At 71.6% G+C, this 15,821-nt stretch carries 14 protein-coding genes; 2 read left to right on the top strand and 12 right to left on the bottom strand.

Annotated features, from left to right (window positions below; translation table 11 throughout):
* Nucleotides 1–2: 2 nt before the first annotated feature.
* The 3 genes from ABZY45_RS00330 to ABZY45_RS00320 all read right to left on the bottom strand — a co-directional run bounded on the left by ABZY45_RS00330 (nt 3) and on the right by ABZY45_RS00320 (nt 2,552).
* Entirely contained in the window at nt 3–1,307 is a 1,305-nt protein-coding gene (locus ABZY45_RS00330) for an extracellular solute-binding protein (RefSeq protein ID WP_356734541.1), read from the bottom strand.
* Nucleotides 1,308–1,661: 354 nt separating this feature from the next.
* Entirely contained in the window at nt 1,662–1,961 is a 300-nt protein-coding gene (locus ABZY45_RS00325) for a DUF3039 domain-containing protein (protein WP_356734539.1), read from the bottom strand.
* A gap of 30 nt (nt 1,962–1,991) precedes the next feature.
* Nucleotides 1,992–2,552 (bottom strand): YqgE/AlgH family protein, encoded by a 561-nt coding sequence (locus tag ABZY45_RS00320; protein ID WP_356734537.1) that lies wholly within the window; start codon nt 2,550–2,552, stop codon nt 1,992–1,994.
* Nucleotides 2,553–2,849: 297 nt separating this feature from the next.
* Here ABZY45_RS00320 and murA point away from each other — a divergent pair, with 297 nt between their 5' ends.
* Complete coding sequence (gene murA / locus ABZY45_RS00315; RefSeq protein ID WP_356734535.1) at nt 2,850–4,190, top strand: UDP-N-acetylglucosamine 1-carboxyvinyltransferase; 1,341 nt, start codon at nt 2,850–2,852, stop codon at nt 4,188–4,190.
* A 358-nt stretch (nt 4,191–4,548) separates the two neighbouring features.
* Here murA and ABZY45_RS00310 read toward each other — a convergent pair whose 3' ends face one another.
* The 6 genes from ABZY45_RS00310 to ABZY45_RS00285 all read right to left on the bottom strand — a co-directional run bounded on the left by ABZY45_RS00310 (nt 4,549) and on the right by ABZY45_RS00285 (nt 11,921).
* On the bottom strand, nt 4,549–4,830 hold the full coding sequence (locus ABZY45_RS00310) for an HU family DNA-binding protein (RefSeq protein WP_003968811.1): 282 nt from the start codon (nt 4,828–4,830) through the stop codon (nt 4,549–4,551).
* 403 nt (nt 4,831–5,233) lie between these two features.
* Complete coding sequence (locus tag ABZY45_RS00305; RefSeq protein ID WP_356734533.1) at nt 5,234–6,667, bottom strand: NAD-dependent malic enzyme; 1,434 nt, start codon at nt 6,665–6,667, stop codon at nt 5,234–5,236.
* 502 nt (nt 6,668–7,169) lie between these two features.
* Nucleotides 7,170–9,545: a UvrD-helicase domain-containing protein gene (locus ABZY45_RS00300; RefSeq protein WP_356734531.1), complete on the bottom strand. Its 2,376-nt coding sequence runs from the start codon at nt 9,543–9,545 to the stop codon at nt 7,170–7,172.
* A 111-nt stretch (nt 9,546–9,656) separates the two neighbouring features.
* On the bottom strand, nt 9,657–10,559 hold the full coding sequence (locus ABZY45_RS00295) for a zf-HC2 domain-containing protein (RefSeq protein ID WP_356734529.1): 903 nt from the start codon (nt 10,557–10,559) through the stop codon (nt 9,657–9,659).
* On the bottom strand, nt 10,556–11,143 hold the full coding sequence (locus tag ABZY45_RS00290) for a sigma-70 family RNA polymerase sigma factor (RefSeq protein ID WP_356734527.1): 588 nt from the start codon (nt 11,141–11,143) through the stop codon (nt 10,556–10,558). Before ABZY45_RS00290 ends, ABZY45_RS00295 begins: the two co-directional genes overlap by 4 nt.
* Before the next feature lie 187 nt (nt 11,144–11,330).
* Nucleotides 11,331–11,921 carry an ABATE domain-containing protein gene (locus ABZY45_RS00285; protein WP_356734525.1) on the bottom strand — a complete coding sequence of 197 codons (591 nt, stop codon included), beginning with the start codon at nt 11,919–11,921 and terminating at the stop codon, nt 11,331–11,333.
* 100 nt (nt 11,922–12,021) lie between these two features.
* Here ABZY45_RS00285 and ABZY45_RS00280 point away from each other — a divergent pair, with 100 nt between their 5' ends.
* Nucleotides 12,022–12,624: a GNAT family N-acetyltransferase gene (locus ABZY45_RS00280; protein ID WP_356734523.1), complete on the top strand. Its 603-nt coding sequence runs from the start codon at nt 12,022–12,024 to the stop codon at nt 12,622–12,624.
* On the opposite strand, the gene ABZY45_RS00275 is transcribed toward ABZY45_RS00280, so the two are convergent.
* The 3 genes from ABZY45_RS00275 to ABZY45_RS00265 form a co-directional block, all read right to left on the bottom strand.
* Entirely contained in the window at nt 12,557–13,120 is a 564-nt protein-coding gene (locus ABZY45_RS00275) for a GNAT family protein (RefSeq protein ID WP_356734521.1), read from the bottom strand. The genes ABZY45_RS00280 and ABZY45_RS00275 overlap by 68 nt on opposite strands.
* 20 nt (nt 13,121–13,140) lie before the next feature.
* Complete coding sequence (locus ABZY45_RS00270) at nt 13,141–14,286, bottom strand: uroporphyrinogen-III synthase (protein WP_356734519.1); 1,146 nt, start codon at nt 14,284–14,286, stop codon at nt 13,141–13,143.
* Between the two features lie 128 nt (nt 14,287–14,414).
* Complete coding sequence (locus ABZY45_RS00265; protein WP_356734517.1) at nt 14,415–15,746, bottom strand: nitrate/nitrite transporter; 1,332 nt, start codon at nt 15,744–15,746, stop codon at nt 14,415–14,417.
* Nucleotides 15,747–15,821: the final 75 nt, after the last annotated feature.

Genomic DNA, 15,821 nt, shown 5'->3' with positions numbered 1-15,821 from the left:
CGTCAGCCCGCTTCGGCGAACGCCGCGTCCATCTTCCCGGCCGCGGCGTCGGAGGCGGCCGAGACGTCCTTACGGCCGCTGACGATCTCCTGGAACATGGTCGGCAGGACCAGGGAGGCGTCGATCTGGCCCCAGGCCGGGGAGGCGGGGACGAACTTCGCGCCTGCCCCGAGCGTCTCGACGAAGGGGCCGACGAAGGGCTCCTTCTCCGCGGCGGTCTTCAGCACGTCCGTGTAGGTGGGCAGGAAGCCCATCGCGTCGAACATCTTCGCCTGGGTCTTCTTGCCGGTCAGCGACTTCATCAGGTCGACCGCGAGGGTGCGGTGCGAACTGCTCTTGAGGACGCCGATGTTGTTGCCGCCGGCGAAGGCGGGGGCGATCGAGCCCTCCTTCACGCCGGGCAGCGGTACGACGGCGTACTTGCCCTTCACGGTGCCCGCCTCGACGGCCGCGTGGCTGAAGTCGCCGCCGATCGCCATGGCCGCCTTCCCGGACGCGAAGGCGGTGACGGTCGCGTTGCCGCCCATGGCCGCGCACTTGGAGGCCGGGCAGTTGTCGTCACCGAAGAGCGAGGTGTAGGCCTCGATGCCCTTGCGTGCCTTCGCGCTGTTGATGGCGGACCGGTAGGTGACACCGGTGTCCTCGGCCAGTTCGCCGCCCTGCGCCCAGATGAAGGGCATGGCGCCGTAGGTGTAGGCGCCGCCGACGGCGAGGCCGTAGAGGTCCGGCTTCTTCTGGTGGATCTTCTTGGCGGTGGAGATCAGCTCGTCCTGGGACTTCGGGGGCTCGATGCCGAGGTCCTCGAAGACGTCGGTGCGGTAGTACAGCGCCCGGACGCCGACGAAGAGCGGCGCCCCGTAGACCTTGCCGCCGACCGTCACGGACTGCTTGGCGGTGGGGTCGGTGTCCTTGGCCTCGTCCCAGGCCGCGAACTCCTCGCTGATGTCGGCGAGTCCGCCGTCCTTCACGTAGCCGGCGGTGTCGGTGTTGCCGTACTCGATGAGGTCGGGCGCGCTCTTCGGGTCGTTGAAGGCGGCCTTGATGCGCTGGGCGCGGGTGTCGACCGGTATGTACTCGATCTCCACCTCGGCGCCCTCGTGGGACTTCTCGAAGTCGGCGACCGCGGCGTCGACGACCTTCTCCTTGGGCTTGTTGCCGACCTCCTGGAAGAGCCAGACGCGGAGGGTGCCGGACTTCTCGTCCCCCTTCGCGCTGGTGTCGGAGGTCTGCGGCGCGCAGGCGGTGGCGGTGAGCCCCGCCAGCACAAGAGCCGCGGCCGGGGCGGCAATTCGGGCAGAAAGCTTCATCCGGAACCCCTACGGATCAATCGTTGCAGCATGCGCAACGGGCATTTCGTTCTGCACAACTGGCAGGAGACTAAGGGCGTGTCCGCACGCCGACAAGTGGTCTCAACCACTCTGTGACCACGCGGTGCAGCCCGTGCAACGCACACCGGTCCCGGGGCTGTCGCGCCCCCGGAAGCACGGAGCACGCAGGGGGTCCACGGTGGACGCGGGCCGCCGGGGCGAAAGGATCAGGGCATACGAAGGCCCCCGGGGCCGCGCGGCGACGCGCGGCCCCGGGGGCCTGAGTCCGGGTGGAGCTGGATGAGGGTGGAGGAAGCAGGGGAAGGGTTGGTGGAAAAAAGAGCGGTCGGCGGGCTACTTCTTGCCGCTGTCCTTGCCGCCCTTGCCCTTGCCCTTGTCGCCACCGGCGCCCATGGACTCGTAGATCTCCTTGCACATGGGACAGACCGGGTACTTCTTGGGGTCGCGCCCCGGGACCCAGACCTTGCCGCAGAGTGCGACCACGGGAGTGCCCTCCAGGGCGCTCGCCATGATCTTGTCCTTCTGGACGTAATGGGCGTAGCGCTCGTGGTCACCGTCGCCGTTCGACACCTGCGGCGTCGGCTCCACGAGGGTCCCCGTACCTGCCCCGCGCTCGGGCTCAAGAGTGCTCATAACTGCCAAGCGTACTGAAAGCTCCGGGCATCAGTTCAGCGAAGGGTCGTCCGGATACGTCGCGATCATCGCCAGTTCGCTGCGCTGGCGGCGCAGGACCGCCCGCCAGAGGTTCTCCGGGCGTGGCGACGAGACGTCGCCGGGCTCCGACTCGACCACGTACCAGGCGCCGTCCGTGAGCTCCGTCTCCAGCTGCCCGGGCCCCCAGCCCGCGTACCCGGCGAAGATCCGCAGCGAGCCGAGGGCGGCGGCCAGCAGCTCGGGGGGCGCCTCCAGGTCCACCAGGCCGATCGCCCCGTGCACCCGGCGCCAGCCCAGGGGCCCCTCGTCCCCGGGGATCACCGCCACCCCGAGCGCGGAGTCCAGCGAGACGGGCCCGCCCTGGAATACCACGTCGGGCTCGCCCGTCAGACCGGCCCAGGACGCGAGGATGTCCCCGACGCCGACCGGGGTCGGGCGGTTGAGGACCACACCGAGCGAGCCCTCCTCGTCGTGGTCGAGGAGCAGCACCACCGCGCGGTCGAAATTCGGGTCCGCGAGGGCGGGTGCGGCCACGAGCAGCCGCCCTGTGAGCGAGGACACCTCCGTCATGGCACAGATGATCCCGCATCTTCGCCCCGCGCGGGGCCCAAGTGACCCGGCCGGTCCCGCCCCGCGCCCCCGCGCAGCTCAGGGCGTACGGATGCGGCGAGGGCGCACGGCCGGCGCACGGTCGGCGGGCTCACGGGCCGCCCGCTCGGACGGTGACCCTCCGCAAGGGCCGGGAAGCAGAACGTGTTGTGGCGGATTCATGACGTTCGTACACCCCCCGGCGCCTTACGGAAGGGGGGTGTGCGGCCATTACCCTTTTGTTGGCCCCCTGCCCGACCACTCCGGAACGCGAGATACATGACCGGCACAGACGATGTCCTGCTTGTCCACGGCGGAACCCCGCTGGAGGGCGAGATCCGCGTCCGAGGCGCCAAGAACCTGGTGCCGAAGGCGATGGTCGCCGCGCTGCTCGGCAGCGGGCCCAGCCGGCTCCGCAACGTGCCCGACATCCGCGACGTGCGGGTGGTCCGTGGGCTGCTGCAGCTGCACGGCGTGACCGTCCGCCCCGGTGACGAGCCGGGCGAACTCATCCTCGACCCGTCCCACGTCGAGAGCGCGAACGTCGCCGACATCGATGCCCACGCGGGCTCGTCGCGCATCCCGATCCTCTTCTGCGGCCCGCTGCTGCACCGGCTGGGCCACGCCTTCATCCCCGGCCTCGGCGGCTGCGACATCGGCGGCCGGCCGATCGACTTCCACTTCGAGGTGCTCCGCCAGTTCGGCGCGACCATCGAGAAGCGGGCGGACGGACAGTACCTGGAGGCCCCGCAGCGGCTGCGGGGCACGAAGATCCGGCTGCCGTACCCGTCGGTGGGCTCCACCGAACAGGTGCTGCTGACCGCCGTCCTCGCCGAGGGCGTCACCGAGCTGTCCAACGCGGCCGTCGAGCCGGAGATCGAGGACCTCATCTGCGTACTGCAGAAGATGGGCGCGATCATCTCCATGGACACCGACCGGACCATCCGGATCACCGGTGTCGACAAGCTCGACGGTTACACCCACCGGGCGATCCCGGACCGCCTGGAAGCCGCCTCCTGGGCGTCCGCGGCCCTGGCGACCGAGGGCAACATCTATGTGCGCGGCGCCCAGCAGCGCTCGATGATGACCTTCCTGAACACCTACCGCAGGGTCGGTGGCGCCTTCGAGATCGACGACGAGGGCATCCGCTTCTGGCACCCGGGCGGCGCGCTGAACGCCATCGCCCTGGAGACGGACGTGCACCCCGGCTTCCAGACCGACTGGCAGCAGCCTCTCGTGGTGGCGCTGACACAGGCCGCCGGCCTGTCGATCGTCCACGAGACGGTCTACGAGTCCCGGCTCGGCTTCACCTCGGCGCTCAACCAGATGGGCGCGCACATCCAGCTCTACCGCGAGTGCCTCGGGGGGTCCGACTGCCGCTTCGGGCAGCGGAACTTCCTGCACTCGGCGGTCGTCTCCGGCCCCACGAAACTCCAGGGCGCGGATCTGGTCATCCCGGACCTGCGTGGCGGTTTCTCGTACCTCATCGCGGCTCTGGCGGCGCAGGGCACCTCCCGGGTGCACGGCATCGACCTGATCAACCGCGGTTACGAGAACTTCATGGACAAGCTGGAGAAGCTCGGCGCGAAGGTCGAGCTGCCGGGCGGCTCACTCGTCTGACGTCCCGCCCGACGCGCTCCGGCGCACGCACAGTGCTGCCGCACACAGCATTGCGCCTCCGCACCACAGTCCGCCGCCCCGGTCCCCGTACGAGGACCGGGGCGGCGGACTTCGTGTGTCCCCCGGCCCCCCCTGCTCCCGGGGCAGGCGCGGGGCGCCGCTGAGCGCCCGTACAGCGCCGAACGGACCGGGAGGCCTCCCCCCGGTCCGCTCCGGGGCGCCGGGGCGCCGCAGCCCGCCTCACAGCGCCCGCACGGCCGTGCGGGCGAGGGTGGTGCGGCTCCTGACTGGTGCCCAGGCATGCCGAAGGGCGGCCGTCCTGGTCGGGACGGCCGCCCTTCTTGCTGCCTCGGGGGCCTTACTTGCCCTTGGCGGCTTCCTTGAGCTTGGAGCCCGCGGAGACCTTCACGCTGTAGCCGGCCGGGATGTTGATCGGGTCGCCGGTCTGCGGGTTACGAGCGGTGCGAGCGGCACGGTGGGTGCGCTCGAAGGTCAGGAAGCCGGGGATGGTGACCTTCTCGTCGCCCTTGGCGACGATCTCGCCGACGGTCTCGGCGAGCGCGGCCAGAACGGCGTCGGCGTCCTTGCGGGTCACCTCGGCACGGTCGGCCAGGGCGGCCACCAGCTCACTGCGGTTCATGTTTGTACTCCCGTGTTCTTCTTGCCTGTGAGGCGTGAGATCGAAGCCGATGCTGCCAGGGCCCTCTGACAGCCCCCGGACCCGGGTCTGATGTCAGACCCTCGCGCCCGAATACGCATCCTGCCCCCACCTGCGGCGCTAACGCCAATCCGGATCCTCTCGACGTCACACGAAAAGCACCACCGAATGCCTGTGATGACGTTCCGTCGACTTGTTGGAGCGGTCCGCAGCGGATGCCGGGCCTGTGGGGCTCGCTGCCCGCCCACCCTAAAGGGGCGTTTGGGACGCCGCGACCCGCGACGCGCCGTACGGCGCGCCCCGGCGTGAGGTGCGGCACCGTCCGCAGGGGCCTGGGCAGGCCCCCGCGGACGGTGTGCGACAGGGCCGTCGACGGGAAAGAACCTTACGCCGGGTCCGCCGCGACCTCGGCGACCCCTGCGGCCTTCGCGGCCTCACGCACCGCGCCGGCGACGGCACCCGCGACCTTGTCGTTGAAGACGGACGGGATGATGTAGTTCGCGTTCACCTCGTCCTCGGCGACGACGTCGGCGAGGGCCCGCGCGGCGGCGAGCATCATCTCCGTGTTGACGGTGCGGGACTGAGCGTCCAGCAGACCGCGGAAGACGCCCGGGAAGACCAGCACGTTGTTGATCTGGTTCGGGAAGTCGGAACGGCCGGTGGCGACAACTGCCGCGGTCTCGCGGGCGATTGCCGGGTCGACCTCGGGGTCCGGGTTCGCGAGCGCGAACACGATGGCGCCCTTGGCCATCGCCGCGACGTCGTCGCCGTCCAGGACGTTGGGGGCCGAGACGCCGATGAAGACGTCGGCGCCGACGACGGCCTCCTTGAGGGTGCCGGTGACGCCCTCGGGGTTGGTGTTGTCGGCGATCCAGCGCAGCGGCGAGTCGGGGGTCGCGTCCACGAGGTCCTCTCGGCCCGCGTGCACCACGCCGTGGATGTCGGCGACGACCGCGTGCTTGACGCCCGCGGCGATGAGCAGCTTCAGGATGGCCGTGCCGGCCGCGCCGGCGCCCGACATGACGACCCGCACGTCGCCGACCGCCTTGCCCACGACCCGCAGCGCGTTGGTCAGCGCCGCCAGGACGACGATCGCGGTGCCGTGCTGGTCGTCGTGGAAGACCGGGATGTCCAGGGCCTCGCGCAGCCGGGCCTCGATCTCGAAGCAGCGGGGGGCGGAGATGTCCTCCAGGTTGATCCCCGCGAAGCCGGGGGCGATCGCCTTCACGATGGAGACGATCTCGTCGGTGTCCTGGGTGTCCAGGCAGATCGGCCAGGCGTCGATACCGGCGAAGCGCTTGAACAGGGCCGCCTTGCCCTCCATGACGGGGAGCGAGGCCATCGGGCCGATGTTGCCGAGGCCGAGCACGGCCGAGCCGTCGGTGACCACGGCGACGGAGTTCCGCTTGATGGTGAGTCGGCGGGCGTCCTCGGGGTTCTCGGCGATCGCCATGCAGACCCGGGCCACACCCGGGGTGTAGATCATGGAGAGGTCGTCACGGTTGCGGATGGGGTGCTTGGACGCCATCTCGATCTTGCCGCCGAGGTGCATCAGGAACGTACGGTCGGAGACCTTGCCGAGGACGACGCCCTCGATGTCGCGCAGCCCCTCGACGATCTCGTCCGCGTGCGAGGTGGAGGATGCCGCGATGGTGACGTCGATCCGCAGCTTCTCGTGGCCGGAAGCGGTCACGTCGAGGCCGGTGACCGAGCCGCCGGAGGACTCCACGGCCGTGGTGAGCTGGGAGACCGCTGTGCCGCTCGCGGGCACCTCCAGCCTGACCGTCATCGAGTACGAGACGCTGGGCGCCGTTGCCATGGCCGAGTCCTTCGCTTTCCTGAGCTTCATTGCCGCACGCGGACGGGGCTCGGCCCCGCACGTGCGTTCCGATGGTCGCACCTACCGACCAGTAGCAGGTAATGACTGCCACCTTTCGGAAAGTTTTTTCCACCATACGAGAAGTAGGCGTTTCGCGTAACCCCGGTGGGCCCGGAAGGTGGGGCAGCACGGGCAGGAGGGCCGGGGGCGTACGGCGGAAGACGGGCAAACACAAACAGACCCGCGCCACCAGGAGGTGACGCGGGTCTGTCTTTTTCCAGTCAGTGACACCGGCCCGCCATGCTCGCCTCGCGGCAAGTGGTCGCTCGTAGCGACGAAGGTTGGGCCCGGGGGCTTGGATCGAGCCGGTGCCGACACCCAGGCTAACAAACACCCCGGAGAAGTGATTCCTGTGCGACGTGTTGACTCGGCAAAGAACCCGGCACGGCCCCCTCGGCCCCGCCTTCCAGCCACCCGGCAGATGCCGCCGGGAAGCCGCCGCTCAGTCCCTCAGCAGGTCGGGTACGCCCTGCTCGTCCGGCATGTCACGCTCCCCCGAGACGACGGTCAGCTGCTGCGTCGCACGGGTGAGGGCCACGTACAGCACCCGCAGCCCGGCCGGGGACTCGTCGGCGATCTCCGCTGGCGAGACGACCACCGTCGCGTCGTACTCCAGGCCCTTCGCCTCCAGGCTTCCGAGCGCCACCACGCGCTCGCCGAGCTCCTCCAGCCAGCCACGGGCCTCGAACCTGCGGTTCATCGCGACGACGACCCCGACCGTGCCGTCCACCGAGGCGAGCAGCCTGCGCGCCTCCTCGCGGACCGTCGAGGCGAGGTCACCGTCCCGGACCGTCTCGAAGCGCGGCCGCACCCCGGTCGAGCGGACCGCCGCCGGTGACTCCATCCCGGGCATCGCCAGCGCCAGCACCTTGGCCGCGAGCTCGGCGATCTCCGCCGGGTTGCGGTAGTTCACGGTGAGCGTGAAGCGGCGCCTGGGCCGGTTGCCGAGCGCCTCGTCGCGGGCCGCCGCCGCCTCGTCCGGATCGGACCAGGAGGACTGCGCCGCGTCGCCGACGACCGTCCAGGTGGCGTGCCGACCCCGGCGGCCGACCATCCGCCACTGCATCGGCGTCAGGTCCTGCGCCTCGTCGACGATGACGTGGGCGTACTCGGTGCGCTCCGCCGCCAGCCGTTCGGCCCGTTCGCGCTGGGTCTCCTCACGTTGCGGCATGAGCTCCTCCAGCCCCGTGAGCTGGTCCAGCGGGTCGTACTCACGCTTCCGCTTGGGCCGCGCGGGAGTGCCCAGCAGGGTCTGGAGCTCGTCCAGGAGAGCCACGTCGTGGACGGAGAGCGGCCCTTTGCCGTCCTCGCCCAGCCGCTTCAGCGAACGGGCGAGGCGGCGCACCTCGCCCTGGTTCAGGATCCGGCGCGCCCACCGGTTCAGCCGCCGCTCGTCCGCCATCGCGGCCAGCACCCCGCGCGGGGTGAGCTCGGGCCACCAGGCGTCCAGGAACGTGAGGAACGGGGTCTCGGTGGAGACGTCGTCGTCGAACGAGGAACGCAGCTCCGCGACCAGTTCGGGGTCGGTGTAGCGGCCCCGGCCCGAGGACTTGTTCCACAGGGCGTCCAGGAGCAGCTTGCGGGCACGCGGGCGCAGCATGTTGACCGGGGCGGTACCGCCCAGGACGTTGTGCCGGATGCGCCGGAGCTCGTCCGCCTCGAGCTCGACACGGGCACCGAAGGCCACCACCCGCAGCAGGGTGGGCGTGCCCGCCGGGGCCGGCGCCGGCTCCTCCCCGAACTCCAGCTGCCCCTCCTGGGCCGCCGGACGGGGCGCGGGCTGTTCGAGCGCCCCCCGTGCCGCCTTGCGCAGCACGTGGAGCATCCGGGAGGAGCCCTTGATCCGGGCGACGGCGGGCTCGTCGTAGGTGGTCGCCCCCTCCACCCCCGCGGCCTCGTCGGACAGGGAGCCGACCGCGCGGATGGCGACCTGGCCCTCCTCGCCGAGCGAGGGCAGCACGCCTTCGGTGTAGGCGACCAGGAGCGGCGTCGGCGAGACGACGAGGATGCCGCCCGCGTAACGGCGCCGGTCCTGGTAGAGCAGGTACGCGGCCCGGTGCAGGGCCACCGCCGTCTTGCCCGTCCCGGGCCCGCCCGCCACCTCGGTGACGGACGCGGCGGGCGCGCGGATCACGAGGTCCTGCTCGGCCTGGATCGACGAGACGATGTCCCGCATGGTGTGGCTGCGCGCCTGGCCGAGGGCGGCCATGAGCGCGCCGTCGCCGATGACGGGCAGCCGGTCGCCGCTCAGATACGCGGTCAGCTCCGGGCGCATCAGATCGTCCTCGACCCCGAGGACCTTGCGGCCCTTGGAGCGGATGACCCGGCGGCGCACCACCCTGCCCGGGTCCTTGGGCGTCGAGCGGTAGAACGGCGCGGCGGCGGGCGCCCGCCAGTCGATCACCAGCGGCGCGTAGTCGGAGTCGAGCACTCCTATGCGGCCGATGTGCAGCGTCTCGGCGATCTCGGCGGTGTCGTCCTCCCGTACGGCGTCGTCGGCGGCCTCGACGGAGGTGAAGGCGCCGTCCGGGCCGCGTTCGCCGTCCTTGCCCCGCAGCAGGTCGATCCGCCCGAAGAGGAAGTCCTCGAACTCGCTGTTCAGCCGGTTGAGATGGACACCTGCCCGGAAGACCTGGGCATCGCGCTCGGCGAGCGCCCCCGGAGTCCCGACCTGGCCCCGTTTACTGGCGTCCTGCATGAGAAATTCCGCCTCGTCGATCTTCTCCTCGAGACGGCGGTAGACCCGGTCGAGGTGGTCTTGTTCGACCCCGATCTCCCGGTCCCGCAACGAATCGACAGCGGCATCCTGCGCGGCCACCGAGGCCCCCTTCTGACGTGCACTGGGCAGCCGTCAACCGTACGCGAAAGGGGGCCCCGAGCGCACCTGCCGCCAGGATCGCGTCGGTCCTTTCGTCCGGACGGGAGGGCCCTACGCGTCGATCTCCACCAGCCGCTCGCCGTCGAAGGTGCGCACCTCGAAGTGGTCGATGTCCCCGCGCGCCATTGCGGCGCCCCCGTGCACGTACAGCGGGTTCCGCGCGCCCGCGTGCGCCGAGCCGTCGATCCCGTAGCCCCATTTCGGTACGGACCAGGACGTGACGACCTCTTCCTCACCGGACTTGGACACGGCGACCAGGCTGCACTTCTGCGGGCCCTTGACGTTCTTCAGCTCCAGGACCGTGTGCGTGCCCCAGGCCTTGGGCTCCATGCCGACCGTGGCGTCGACCCGCGTGACGGGGTCGCTCGCCCGCACCTTCTCCGGCATGTGGTGGAAGAACGCGTCCTCGGCGGGGCTCGTGGGATGCGGGTCTGCCGCTTCGACCCGTCCGCGCGACTCCTCTCCGGCGGTGGCGGTGACCGCGACCACCGGGCCGCCGATCACGAGGACCGCCGCCGCCGCGATCAGGAAACGGGTGCGCCGCCGGCGCTGCGACCGCTTCCGCGCGACCTCGTCGACCAGCCCTTCCAGGACCCGGGACGCGGGGGGCTCCGGGACGTACGGGACGGGGCGGGCACCGGGGCCGGCGGCCGGGGCCTGGGCGAGCATCGCCAGCATCGGCTCCATCCCGGCGAATTCGTCCAGGTGCGCGGCGCACCTGGGGCAGCCCGCCAGATGGGCTTCGAAGGCGCTCGCCTCGGCGTCGTCGAGGATGCCCAGCGCGTAGGCCCCGGCGGCGTCGTGCCCCGCGCCCTCGCCGGGGAACGCGAAGGGGTCGTCCGGTGCGCCCGGAGGTCCGGAGGGGTCCCAGGGGCCGGCGGGGTTCATGGGGCCGGAGGGGTTCCGGGGGCCGGCCGGCCTGGGGCCGAAGGGCTGCCAGTCCTGGTCGCTCATGCCGTGATCCCCCTCTCCTCGAGTGCGAGCTTCATCGAACGCAGTGCGTAGAACACCCGGGACCGCACGGTCCCGCTCGGCACGCCGAGGATCTCGGCCGCCTCGTTGACCGTACGGCCCCTGAAGTAGGTCTCGACCAAGGCTTCCCGGTGGGCCGGGGTCAAATCGTCGAGTGCGTCCGAGAGCGTCATGAGCCACAACGCCTTGTCGATCTCGTCCTCCGCGGGGATGACCTCCAGCGGCGACGGATCGACCTCGCGGGGCCGGGCCTGCCGGCTGCGGTGGCCGTCGATGACGATGCGCCGGGCGACCGTCACCAGCCAGGGGCGGACGGAGCCGGTGGCCCGGTTGAGCGAACCGGCGTTCTTCCAGGCACGGATGAGCGTCTCCTGCACCACGTCCTCGGCCCGCTGGCGGTCTCCCGCGACGAGCCGGAGCACGTAGGCGAGCAGCGGGCCGGCGTGCTCGCGGTAGAGCGCCCGCATGAGGTCCTCGTCGGGTATGTCAGAGGGCGGGCGGGGCGGTGCACTGCGATGTCGAGCCCTGTGCGGACGGTCATCGGCCACGGCCGCATCCTTGCGCACCCGAACCTCCCGGTCGAGACCTCGTCGAGCTCTGTGTCCATCAGTACGGGAGCGGGCGCCGGTTCATTCAGCCGGAGCGCAACTTTCTTTATCCGTACGGGCGTTCGACGCGTCTCGGGCGGCCCCGGGTCGCGGAAGGCCACTGGTCGCGGACGGCCTCGGTCCCGGACGCCGCGGTCCCGGACTGCTACGACAGGGCCTTGACCCGGCGCCGGTGCCGGGCCACCCGCTCCCGGTTGCCGCAGACCTCGCTGGAGCACCAGCGGCGCCGCAGCCCACGGGACGTGTCCAGGTAGAGCCTCCGGCAGGCATCGCCCTCGCACCGGCGCAGCCCCGCCCGCGCCGCCGGATCCGTCAGCAGATCCACCGCGTCCCTGGCCACCGCGGCAAGCAGTTCCCCGCACCCCGGGTCGGCGCTCAGCGCCCGTACGAGCACTCCGCCCTGCCCCCGCACGGCGCGCAGTCCAGGGGGCGCCCCGGCCGCGAGCGCGTTGACCCGGTCCAGGGCGTGGTCGGCGGTGCCGCCGGTCAGCTGCGCCGTCATCAACCGGTCGACACCGCCGCGCAGATCGCGGAAGCGAGCCACCCAGGTCTCGTCCACCGCTGCCAGCGCGGTGCCGTACGGCACCAGCGGGGAGGCCGCCAGCCATTCGGCGAGGCGGGCGGGGCAGTCGAGCTGCTCGCACCCGCCGGAGGCGACCGCCCCCGTCGCCACCAGGTCCAGGCAGATCCGACCGGAGTCGAACCGCCAGCCGTGCGAACCCGCGCCCGCCGCCATGAGCCTGTCACCGCCTCGGGGTCGCCTGTGGGGAGAGTCACCCCCAGAGTGCCCGCATCCTGCCCGGCCCGGAACCCCTCCGCCGTCGTACCGTTCCGGTATGAACGACGATGCGGCCACGCTGACGGCCGGGCCCCTGCTCCTGCGTCCGTGGCGGCGTGCGGACATACCGGCGCTGCTCGCGGCGTACGAGGACCCCGCGATGCGGCGCTGGCTGCGGACGCAGGTCCCCGACGCCGGGGCGGCGGAGCGCTGGATGACGGTCCAGGAGGAGGGGTGGGCGGACGGCAGCCGGTACAGCTTCGCCGTCACCGACACGGCCCGGGACGGGGAGATCGTCGGCAACCTCGCGCTGAACCGTCTCCCCGGCGCCCCGAGCGCCCAGGCCGGTTACTGGACGACGGCTTCGGCGCGTGGGCGGGGCGTGGCCACAGGGGCGCTCGGGGCGCTCACCGACTGGGCGTTCGCGCGGTTCGCCGAGGACGGCCTGCGGCGCCTGGACCTGCTCCACGGGGCGGGCAACGAGGCGTCCTGCCGGGTCGCGGAGAAGTCCGGTTTCGCCCTGGCCGAGTCCGTTCCCGCCCGGTCGCCGCGCATGCCGCTGGGCGGCCACCGGCACTCCCGCACGGCGCCGCTCAGCCCTGCGGCGGGCCGTCGTGAAGGATGCGCTGGAACATCCGGTGGTCCTGCCACGCGCCGTTGATGTGGAGATAGCGCGGGGCCGTGCCGTACAGCTCGAACCCGCACTTGGCCAGAACCCGTTGGGAGGCCGCGTTGTCCAGGACCGTGCCGGCTTCGATCCGGTGCAGGCCGAGGACGTCCCTGGCCTCCTCGCAGACCCGGGTGACGGCGGCGGTGGCCAGGCCGCGGCCCGCCAGGTCCACGTCGATCCAGTAGCCGAGCCGGGCGTTGCGGAACGGGCCGCGCTCGATGGAGGCGAGCGTCATCGCCCCCACGACCCGGTCCTCCTCGTCGGCCAGGGCCCACGGCATCGCGCGCCCCGCGTCCCGGTCGGCGAGCAGCGCGGTCAGCCGCCGGGCCTGCCCCTCGGGGGTGTAGAAGGCATCGGGCCGCACGGGCTCCCAGCGGCGCATGTACGCGCGACTGCGGGTCAGGGCCCGGGCGAAGGAATCCGCGTCGCTCAGGGTCACTGGGCGCAGCCGGACACCCTCGGTCAGATGATGGACGTCGTCGGTCATCCCGGCACGGTACCGGGCCGTCAGGAACCGTCGTACTTGGTGTCGGCGGAGGGGTCCAGCGCCAGCCGGTAGCCGCGCTTGACGACCGTCTGGATCAGCCTCGGCACCCCCAGCGCCGTACGCAGCCGGGCCATCGCCGTCTCCACCGCGTGCTCGTCGGTCCCGCTGCCGGGCAGCGCCCTGAGCAGGTCGGCGCGGGAGACCACCCAGCCCGGCTTGCGGGCCAGCGTGTGCAGGAGCGCCATACCGGCCGGAGGCACCGGCCGCAGCGCGCCGTCGACCAGCACCGCGTGGCCCCGGATCTCGACCACGTGGCCGGCGACGGGCAGCGTACGCGCACGGGCGGGCAGCTGGGCGCAGAGCACCTGGACGAGCGGCCCCAGCCGGAAGCGTTCCGGCTGGACGGTGTCGATGCCCTTGGCCTGCAGGGGCAGCGCCGTGACCGGACCGACGCAGGCGGTGACGATGTCGTGTCCGAGCGCGGACAGCACCTCGGGCAGCAGGCCGCGCGCCTCGGCCCGGTCGAGGTAGGAGGCGGCGGCGGGCGCACTGGTGAAGGTGAGGGCGTCCAGTCCGCGGGCGATCGTCAGGTCGAGCATGCGGTCGAGGGGGGCGATGTCCTCGGGGGGCATCCACCGGTAGACGGGCACGCCGACGACCTCGGCGCCCGCCGCCCGGAGCGACTCGACGAAGCCCGGCAGGGGTTCGCCGTGCAGCTGGAGGGCGATCCGGCGGCCTTCCACCCCCTCGCCGAGCAGTCGGTCCAGGACCTCCGCCATCGACTCGGACTGCGGCGACCACGCCTCGGTGAGCCCCGCTGCCCGGATGGCGCCCTTGACCTTGGGCCCGCGGGCGAGCAGCTCGACGCCGCGCAGCCGGTCGAGGAGCCCGTCTCCGATGCCCCAGCCGTCGGCCGCCTCGACCCAGCCCCGGAAGCCGATGGCGGTGGTGGCGATCACGACATCGGGTGCGTTGTCGATCAGGTCCTTGGTGGCGGCGAGGAGCTCGCTGTCGTCCGCGAGCGGAACGATCCGCAGCGCGGGCGCGTGCAGAACCGCGGCGCCCCGGCGCGTGAGGAGCGTCCCGAGCTCCTCGGCGCGACGGGCTGCGGTCACCCCGACCGTGAAGCCCGCGAGGGGCCCGTGCTGTGCGTCGTCGTCGTGCATGGCGATACCCGGCTCTCGTCCCGCTGTTGCTCGATGATGCGAAGGACCGAGAGTGTCAACCCTGCGTGACAGTCTCGGTCCTTCTGTATTTCCCACCCGTTACGTCGTGCGACGCGCTATGGCCATCCTCACACCTCGGCGTAGCTGAGCTGCGGCTTCGTGGCCACGGCTTCGGTCCGGCGAAGGTATACCGCCCACGTGAGGGTGAAGCAGACGGCGTAGAAGACCAGGAAGGCCCAGAAGGCGGCAGTCCCGGCGCCGGAGGTCGCGAAGGACTGACGGAAGGCGAGGTTGATCGCGAGGCCGCCGAGTGCGCCGATCGCCCCGATGAGCCCCATCGCCGCGCCGGAGAGCCGCCGGCCGTACGCCGCCGCCTCCTCGCCGCTCAGTCCCTTGCCGAGCCCCTGGGCGTGGAAGATGCCCGGGATCATCTTGAAGGTCGAACCGTTGCCCAGGCCCGTCAGCACGAACAGCGCGATGAAGCCGACGAGGAAGACGGGCAGCGACTCGATGCCGGAGGCGTAGACGACCACACCGGTCGCGGCGGCCATGCCCGCGAAGTTCCACAGGGTGATCCGGGCGCCGCCGTAGCGGTCGGCGAGCAGGCCGCCCGCGGGCCGGATCAGGGAGCCGAGCAGCGGGCCGATGAAGGTGAGCGAGGCCGCCTGCAACGGCGTCCTGCCGAACTGCGTCTGCAGGACGAGGCCGAACGCGAAGCTGTAGCCGATGAAGGAGCCGAAGGTGCCGATGTAGAGCACCGACATGATCCAGGTGTGCGGCTCGCGTACGGCCTGGAGCGCTGCCCCTGTGTCGTTCTGGACGGGCCGGAGGTTGTCCATCTTGAGCGCGGCGCCCAGCGCGGCGACGACGATCAGCGGCACGTAGACGCCGAGCACGATCCTCGGGTGCGCGGCGCCCGCCGTACCGATCACCAGCAGGCCGACGAGCTGGACGACCGGGACGCCGATGTTGCCGCCGCCCGCGTTGAGCCCGAGCGCCCAGCCCTTCTTGCGCAGCGGGAAGAAGGCGTTGATGTTCGTCATCGACGAGGCGAAGTTGCCGCCCCCGATGCCGGTGAGCCCGGCGACGACGAGGAAGGTGGTGTACGAGGTGCCGGGCTCCATCACCAGGAAGGCGGCGACGGTCGGCACCAGGAGCGACAGGGCGCTGAAGATCGTCCAGTTGCGCCCCCCGAAGAGTGCGACCGCGAAGGTGTACGGCACCCGGACGATCGCGCCGACCAGGGTGGCCGTGGAGATCAGGAAGAACTTCCCCGCCGGGTCGATCCCGTACTCCGGCCCCATGAACAGCACCATGACGGACCACAGGGACCAGATCGAGAACCCGATGTGCTCGGAGAGCACGGAGAACCACAGGTTCCGGCGGGCGACCTTCTCGCCCTTCTCTCGCCAGAAGGTCTCGTCCTCCGGCTCCCACTGCTCGATCCAACGACCGGCCATCACGCGCCTCCACAGGGTCGGGGTGTTGTGATCCCGACGCTAGGGAGTCCGCGTTTCGGTGCCGTGCCGTGAGGT

Source organism: Streptomyces sp. NPDC006516 (assembly GCF_040611875.1).
GTDB lineage: Bacteria > Actinomycetota > Actinomycetes > Streptomycetales > Streptomycetaceae > Streptomyces.
This window is presented reverse-complemented; position numbering and strand designations above follow the sequence as displayed.

Excerpts from the sequence above, each read along its gene's own strand:
- ABZY45_RS00330 (WP_356734541.1), bottom strand. The coding sequence starts at position 1,307 with ATGAAGCTTTCTGCCCGAATTGCCGCCCCGGCCGCGGCTCTTGTGCTG.
- ABZY45_RS00280 (WP_356734523.1), top strand. The coding sequence starts at position 12,022 with ATGAACGACGATGCGGCCACGCTGACGGCCGGGCCCCTGCTCCTGCGT.
- murA (WP_356734535.1), top strand. The coding sequence starts at position 2,850 with ATGACCGGCACAGACGATGTCCTGCTTGTCCACGGCGGAACCCCGCTG.
- ABZY45_RS00270 (WP_356734519.1), bottom strand. The coding sequence starts at position 14,286 with ATGCACGACGACGACGCACAGCACGGGCCCCTCGCGGGCTTCACGGTC.
- ABZY45_RS00320 (WP_356734537.1), bottom strand. The coding sequence starts at position 2,552 with ATGACGGAGGTGTCCTCGCTCACAGGGCGGCTGCTCGTGGCCGCACCC.
- ABZY45_RS00310 (WP_003968811.1), bottom strand. The coding sequence starts at position 4,830 with ATGAACCGCAGTGAGCTGGTGGCCGCCCTGGCCGACCGTGCCGAGGTG.
- ABZY45_RS00325 (WP_356734539.1), bottom strand. The coding sequence starts at position 1,961 with ATGAGCACTCTTGAGCCCGAGCGCGGGGCAGGTACGGGGACCCTCGTG.
- ABZY45_RS00285 (WP_356734525.1), bottom strand. The coding sequence starts at position 11,921 with ATGGCGGCGGGCGCGGGTTCGCACGGCTGGCGGTTCGACTCCGGTCGG.
- ABZY45_RS00305 (WP_356734533.1), bottom strand. The coding sequence starts at position 6,667 with ATGGCAACGGCGCCCAGCGTCTCGTACTCGATGACGGTCAGGCTGGAG.
- ABZY45_RS00295 (WP_356734529.1), bottom strand. The coding sequence starts at position 10,559 with ATGAGCGACCAGGACTGGCAGCCCTTCGGCCCCAGGCCGGCCGGCCCC.
- ABZY45_RS00265 (WP_356734517.1), bottom strand. The coding sequence starts at position 15,746 with ATGGCCGGTCGTTGGATCGAGCAGTGGGAGCCGGAGGACGAGACCTTC.
- ABZY45_RS00275 (WP_356734521.1), bottom strand. The coding sequence starts at position 13,120 with ATGACCGACGACGTCCATCATCTGACCGAGGGTGTCCGGCTGCGCCCA.